We start from the raw sequence: 6657 nt of genomic DNA on the forward strand, positions 1-6657 counted from the left end.
AGGAGTGTGAGATGTTACAAATCATATTTGTCTTAGTGCTGGCTTGTATTATTATATTACCAACTGGAAAGTATCTTTACCATATAGCTAGCCAGCAAAAAACTTTTGCAGATCCCATTATGGATCCTATTGATAGGTGGATTTATAAGTTGCTTGATGTGGACAAAAAAGGAATGACTTGGAAGGAGTATGCTGTAGCCCTTATTTTAACGAATGCTGTTATGGCTCTAGTTGCTTATGTAATCCTAAGAACACAGGCCTTTTTCTTTTTGAACCCCACCCGTGTTGGTTCATTAGAATCAAGCTTGAGTTTTAATACAGTCATATCTTTTATCACCAATTCTAATTTACAAAATTATGCTGGTGAGAGGGATTTGTCTTTTTTTAGTCAGATGGTTGTCATTACTTTTATGATGTTTACCTCAGCTGCTTCAGGCTATGCTGCTGCTATGGCTTTTATCAGAGGTGTATCAGGCAAGTATCAAGACATGGGAAATTTCTATGTTGACTTTGTTCGGGTGATTACTCGAGTGTTGCTTCCTTTTTCAATAATAGGCTCTTTGTTACTTGTTTCACAGGGGGTTCCCCAAACACTATCAAAAGAGTTATATGCGACTACTTTGGAGGGCAATTTACAAGGTCTTATAATGGGACCGGTCGCTTCTCTTGAAATTATTAAACACTTGGGAACCAACGGTGGTGGTTTTTTTGCAGCAAATTCAGCAACTCCCTTTGAAAACCCTAATGTAATCACAAATATTATTGAAATGCTATCTATGATGTTGTTACCAGGTTCTATGGTAGTTGCTTTTGGTCATATGGTTTCATCTAGGAAAAAGGAAAATCATCCCTTCGATTCTGTACAGAAAGTTTCTTATAAGTCCACTAAATCTACGTTTATTAAACTAGGAGGACAGGCAAGACCGCTTCTGATTGTTATGCTATTCTTATTTTTTGTGGGTTTATCCATTATTGTTTGGTCAGAAAGTAGAGGAAATCCTGTCTTGCATCAATTGGGTTTGAATCAATCAATGGGAAGTATGGAAGGTAAAGAAGTTAGGTTCGGTATTCCAATGTCTGGTCTGTTTACAGAAATAACAACGGCTTTTACAACGGGTTCCGTGAATAATATGCACGATACTTTGACTCCTCTAAGTGGTGGAGTAGCTATGATTAACATGATGCTCAATGTTATATTTGGCGGTAAAGGTGTAGGAATAATGAATATGATGCTGTACGTTCTTCTTACTGTTTTTATTTGTGGATTAATGATTGGGCGTGCACCTGTTTATTTAGGAAAAAAAATTGAAGGTAAAGAAATGACTTTAATTGCTTTAGCCATCATGGTTCATCCTATGATTATTCTAGGTTTTTCAGCAGTAGCTGTCTCATTGCCAGCAGGATTTAACAGTGTTACCAATCCAGGATTTCATGCTTTATCACAAGTGATTTATCAATTTACCTCAGCTTCTGCTAACAACGGATCGGGATTTGAAGGACTAAAAGACAATACTTTATTCTGGAATATATCTACAGGATTAGCTATGTTTTTTGGACGCTATGTGACTTTGATTCTTCAGCTATCGATTGCTGGTTCCTTAATGACTAAGCAACATGTGAATGATTCCCTAGGTTCTTTAAAAACAGATACGGGGACTTTTGCCATTATTTTAGGTGTGATAGTGTTGATTATATCAGCCTTAACTTTCTTACCAGTCCTTGTACTAGGACCTTTAGCTGAATTTCTAACTCAATGAGGTTTATTATGATTTCAAAGAAAACTTACTTTCTGACACAAAAGATACTACTCAGTTCCCTTAAAGGAGCGGTCGTAAAACTTCGCCCTAGTTACATGATTAAAAATCCAGTAATGTTTGTAGTTGAAGTTGGTTTTGTTCTGACCTTCTTTTTAACAATTATCCCCGTTGATGCTCAACAAGATAGCCAAAGTAGTCAATTGTATAATGGCATAGTAGCAGTGATCTTATTTTTAACTTTATTATTTTCTAATTTTGCTGAATCCATTGCGGAAGGAAGAGGAAAAGCACAGGCTGAAAGTTTAAAAAAGACGCAAGAAAATATGACAGCTAGACGACTCTATTTTGACAATGATGGTCTGACCCTTCTTGAAGAAACTATTGAGGCCACAGCCTTGCAAAAAGGAGATATCGTTCTGGTTAAGGCAGGAGAATTAATTCCTGGTGACGGTGAAGTTATTGAAGGAATTGCTTCTGTAGACGAATCAGCCATTACAGGAGAGTCAGCTCCGGTGATCAAAGAACCTGGTGGTGATTTTGCTTTTGTAACAGGAGGGACAACTCTTGCTAGTGACTGGCTTAAGTTGAAAATGACCTCACGTGCTGGAGAGTCTTTCTTGGATAAAATGATTTCCTTGGTAGAGGGTGCTTCTCGGCAAAAAACCCCTAATGAAATTGCCTTGAATACTTTGCTAGTCAGCTTAACAATTATATTCTTAATGGTAATTGGAAGTTTGTACCCGATTGCCAGCGCCTTGCACATAAAGATTACAGTTACTACTCTTGTGGCATTGACCGTATGTTTAATTCCAACAACAATTGGAGGCCTGCTGTCAGCAATTGGAATTGCAGGTATGGATCGCGTTACACGGTTCAATGTGATTGCTATGTCAGGAAAAGCAGTGGAGTCTAGTGGTGATGTGGATACTATGATTTTGGACAAAACAGGAACCATCACCTTTGGAAATCGTATGGCTGCTCATTTTGTTCCTGTAGATGGTGTTAGTCAAGAGTCTTTAATAAGAGCAGCTGTGCTAAGTTCTCTACAGGATGATACACCGGAAGGAAAATCAATTGTTAAGCTTGCTAAAGAATATGGGGCAAGTATTCCTCCTATTTCTGAAGATATGACCTTTATTGATTTTACTGCTCAAACACGAATGAGTGGGATAGACTTTGTTGATGGGGGAATGATACGTAAGGGTGCCACAGATGCTATAAGTCGCTATATTAAAGGTAAAGGTGGTGTGATTCCGAAAGATTTGAGGTCTATCAGTGAAAGAATTGCTTCAGCTGGAGGAACACCACTGGCAGTAGTGGAGGGGCAGAATATTTTGGGAGTGATTGCTCTCAAGGATACCATCAAACCAGGTTTAGTTGAGCGTTTTGCACGCCTACGGGCAATGGGGATTAAGACTATTATGTGTACCGGTGATAATCCTCTTACCGCTGCGACTATAGCTCAAGAAGCAGGCGTTGATATCTTTATCGCTGAATGCAAGCCAGAAGATAAAATTGAAGCTATTAAAAAAGAACAACGCTTAGGAAAAGTTGTTGCGATGACAGGAGATGGGACTAATGATGCACCAGCACTAGCTCAGGCGGATGTCGGTATTGCTATGAATTCTGGAACAAGTGCTGCTAAAGAAGCTGCTAATATGGTAGATTTAGATAGCGATCCAACCAAGATTCTGGATATCGTTGAAATTGGAAAGCAATTATTAATGACGCGAGGAGCTTTAACCACTTTTTCAATTGCTAATGATATTGCCAAATACTTTGCTATTATTCCAGCTATTTTTATGCGCAGTATCCCCCAAATGCAATCGTTAAATATCATGTCATTATCAACGTCTTCCAGCGCAATTTTATCGGCTCTGATTTTCAATGCCATTATTATTCCTCTTCTAATTCCGATTGCGATGAAAGGAGTTTCTTATAAGCCTCAAAGGTCAGAAAAAGTTTTGGCTCATAACATGCTGATTTATGGTTTGGGTGGAGTCTTCATCCCGTTTATTGGAATTAAAATCATTGATATGAGTATTACTCCATTATTGTATCTATTGGGGTTATCCTGATAAGATTAGTTTAATATAATATAATAGTCAAAGGAATAAGATTGAAACTTATCTACATTGCTTTACGTTTAAAAGAATCAGTGTCTTTTCCTTGGGTTGAACATGAAAGGAATGAATAACAATCATGAGAAAAATATTTATACATATCAGACGTTCTGTCCGACTAAGTCTTTTATTTGGGGCGGTTTGTGGATTATTTTACCCTTTGCTGATTACCGGATTAGGGCAGTTTATTTTTCCTGTTCAAGCCAATGGTAGTCAAATTAAGCAGGATGGGAAGCTTATTGGATCGGCTTTAATTGGGCAAGAATTTTCGTCAGCTGCTTTTCTGCACGGTAGACCATCTGCTATTCAGTATAATACTTACCTTAGCGAGGGAGACCCAAGTGGACAAAAGCGGGATATTATTTCTGGTTCCCAAAATCTGGCTCCTAGTAATCCTGAACTAAAAGTACGTGTTCAAAAGGAACTGTCTCTTCTCATAAAAGAAAACCCAACTATTTCAATCAGAGATATCCCTGCTGATTTGGTAACAACATCGGCTTCGGGATTGGATCCAGAAATCAGTCCAGAAAGTGCTAAACTACAACTCCCCCGTATTTCTAAGACAACAGGTATTAGCTTGCCTAGACTGGAAGAAATCATTGACAAGCATACAGTAACAAAAATCTTTGGATTTCTAGGTGAAGATAGGGTGTCTGTGTTAAAAGTTAACATCGATATTATGAAGGAACTGAACTAACACCGCTGTAAAAGTTATACGGGTATTATTGCAAGTAATTAGTAGTGAGAGGTACGCCTATTACAAAAAAAGGGATAAAAAAGAACTCTTACTTCCTAGACTATATAATCTGGTGAGTATCTTACAGATAGAGAAAGGAAGTTGGCATTTATTTATGAACTACTTTTAGCTGGTTTGAGATTTGTGACAAACTCATTTCACTGAAGAATTGCCAATCGAAAGTGATTATGTCCCAAAAAATGGTGAGATTGAGGGCAATTATTTTGATTTCATTTGACACGAGGAACCCTTGAAGCTGTTTTGTCAGCTAAACCAAGGCTAGTCTTAGACTTGGCTCTCCAGCCTCTCATCAAATGAAATGCTTGTCTTAGACTCCTTGCTTTCTCCCTCCTAAATGTAAGGGATAGAGTGATTTCCTTTAAGGAAAAGCTTCCCATTTAGCGAGAAATAGCTTATACTTGTAGCTGAGGAGAATGAAGCTCCTCACTAGTAAACTCTTCATAATCCTTTTTCTTTTTCTGAAGATATTATTTGAAAGATGTGAGTTTCCACGGATGGGTTTGTGGAGGGATATACTTGCGTCTTTCTTTTTTTGGTTCTGGTTCAAAGTTTTTCGAATAGAGTTCATGAACTAGTAGCTCCTTTGTATGATAGATTTTGTCAGCAATATTGAGGTAGATGCCACCATCAAATGCTTTTATAACGAATGCTTTCGTCTTTCTGATGAAATAGACTTCTTTTCCTTTTTGTTGATAGGCTAGTAGCAGACGATTGATTTGTCTTTCGGAAAGGTTGAGTTCGCCACAGGTTCGATTATTTGTTTTCTTTCCTTGGATTATAGCTTTTATCACAAGATATTTTTTCGTTTCATTCATATTTAGCTGGATACTTTTCATATGACTATTCTAGCAAATGGGACATTTTCACGTTCGATTTACTAAAGACATTATCACATTCGAATCACAAAAACAGAAAAAATAAACTGTTTTTCCTTGCAAAATTCGGGGGGGGGGGTGGTATAATAGCTGCTAGACTGTATATTCTTCATAGGAGGTACAGTGGGGTAAATAGTCGTAAGTTGCTATTTATATATTATTGTCAATCGAAGAGGAAAATGACATGTTCTCTTCAATCATATCTTTAAAGGAGAAAGAGTTATGGATTTTAGAAAGTGTAACAGAGAGAAGGTCTTCCGTTACTCCATTCGTAAGTACCACTTTGGTGCCGCCAGTGTCGCGGTTGCCGCATTGATGTTTTTAGGAGCACGAGCTAGTGTTGTTCAGGCGGATACTACAGTAAATGCTACAGAGGTGTCTCTTGAGAGTTCTGATCCTAAATCGGATCCAGCTGCGGAGGGAGCTAGTGAAGCTTCGAATGGAAGTGAGCGAAGTGCTGATGAAACAAGTAATTCTGTTCAGCGTACTCCTGTTGGCAGTGATAGGGACGCTTCTCCATCAAGCAATAATGGGGAAAGTTCTGAAGGGTCAGATAGAAGCAGCAGTAGTGCCGTTAGCGGAAGGGATAGAGGTGCTGAAGAGACGAGTAACTCTGGTCAGCATGCTCCCGTTAGAAGAGCTAGGAGTGTCGGGGAAGACCGGGCATCAAGCTTGAATGGGGACTATTCATATAATGTTGATCAAGCACCAGTCCCAGATTCAAAAATTAATGATTTTGATTATTTGTTGAGTCGTTGGTATGATGGAATGTTTCATTGGCTGAATGCTAATAGTCATGGTGATGTTTATGAACTTTATACGAATTCCTTTGATGAACAAAAGATAAGACGGAAAGATCGTAATAGAAATAGACATGTGGATAAACTATATAGAGACGATGCAACGACAGATAGTAGTAAATTAAACATTTTCAATTTATATCCAAAGGCTGAGTATGTGAGTCTTTCGATTGTTCCTAATGGAGGTGGTGAAGCTCGCTTAACAGTGGTAGAAGCTGGGGGAAAAGTATTAGATACTATTCTAATACCGGCGAAAGATTTGTGGATAAAACAAAGCGAGTATGATAAACGTGAAAAGCAGAGACAATCCATCGACAAGTCTGCCTTGAAAGCTGAAATTGCGAA

4 protein-coding genes and 1 pseudogene are annotated in these 6657 nt (G+C 38.3%); 4 read left to right on the top strand and 1 reads right to left on the bottom strand.

Features of this window, described 5'->3' with window-relative positions:
• Positions 1-11 precede the first annotated feature (11 nt).
• The 3 genes from B4W83_RS03185 (at position 12) to kdpC (ending at position 4577) form a co-directional block, all read left to right on the top strand.
• Positions 12-1757 (top strand): potassium-transporting ATPase subunit KdpA, encoded by a 1746-nt coding sequence (locus B4W83_RS03185; protein WP_000939243.1) that lies wholly within the window; start codon positions 12-14, stop codon positions 1755-1757.
• An 8-nt stretch (positions 1758-1765) separates the two neighbouring features.
• Positions 1766-3835 carry a potassium-transporting ATPase subunit KdpB gene (gene kdpB, locus B4W83_RS03190; RefSeq protein WP_007284775.1) on the top strand — a complete coding sequence of 690 codons (2070 nt, stop codon included), beginning with the start codon at positions 1766-1768 and terminating at the stop codon, positions 3833-3835.
• Between the two features lie 124 nt (positions 3836-3959).
• Positions 3960-4577: a potassium-transporting ATPase subunit KdpC gene (kdpC, locus tag B4W83_RS03195; protein WP_001225807.1), complete on the top strand. Its 618-nt coding sequence runs from the start codon at positions 3960-3962 to the stop codon at positions 4575-4577.
• Positions 4578-5029: 452 nt separating this feature from the next.
• Here kdpC and B4W83_RS03200 read toward each other — a convergent pair.
• Positions 5030-5317 (bottom strand): annotated as a pseudogene (locus B4W83_RS03200) (hypothetical protein); the annotation flags it as partial.
• Positions 5318-5734: 417 nt separating this feature from the next.
• Here B4W83_RS03200 and B4W83_RS13290 point away from each other — a divergent pair.
• Positions 5735-6657: YSIRK-type signal peptide-containing protein (locus tag B4W83_RS13290; protein ID WP_240149627.1), on the top strand; the 923-nt coding region annotated here is incomplete at its 3' end.

This window comes from Streptococcus pseudopneumoniae ATCC BAA-960 = CCUG 49455, assembly GCF_002087075.1.
GTDB lineage: Bacteria > Bacillota > Bacilli > Lactobacillales > Streptococcaceae > Streptococcus > Streptococcus pseudopneumoniae.

Excerpts from the sequence above, each read along its gene's own strand:
- B4W83_RS03185 (WP_000939243.1), top strand. The coding sequence starts at position 12 with ATGTTACAAATCATATTTGTCTTAGTGCTGGCTTGTATTATTATATTA.
- kdpB (WP_007284775.1), top strand. The coding sequence starts at position 1,766 with ATGATTTCAAAGAAAACTTACTTTCTGACACAAAAGATACTACTCAGT.
- kdpC (WP_001225807.1), top strand. The coding sequence starts at position 3,960 with ATGAGAAAAATATTTATACATATCAGACGTTCTGTCCGACTAAGTCTT.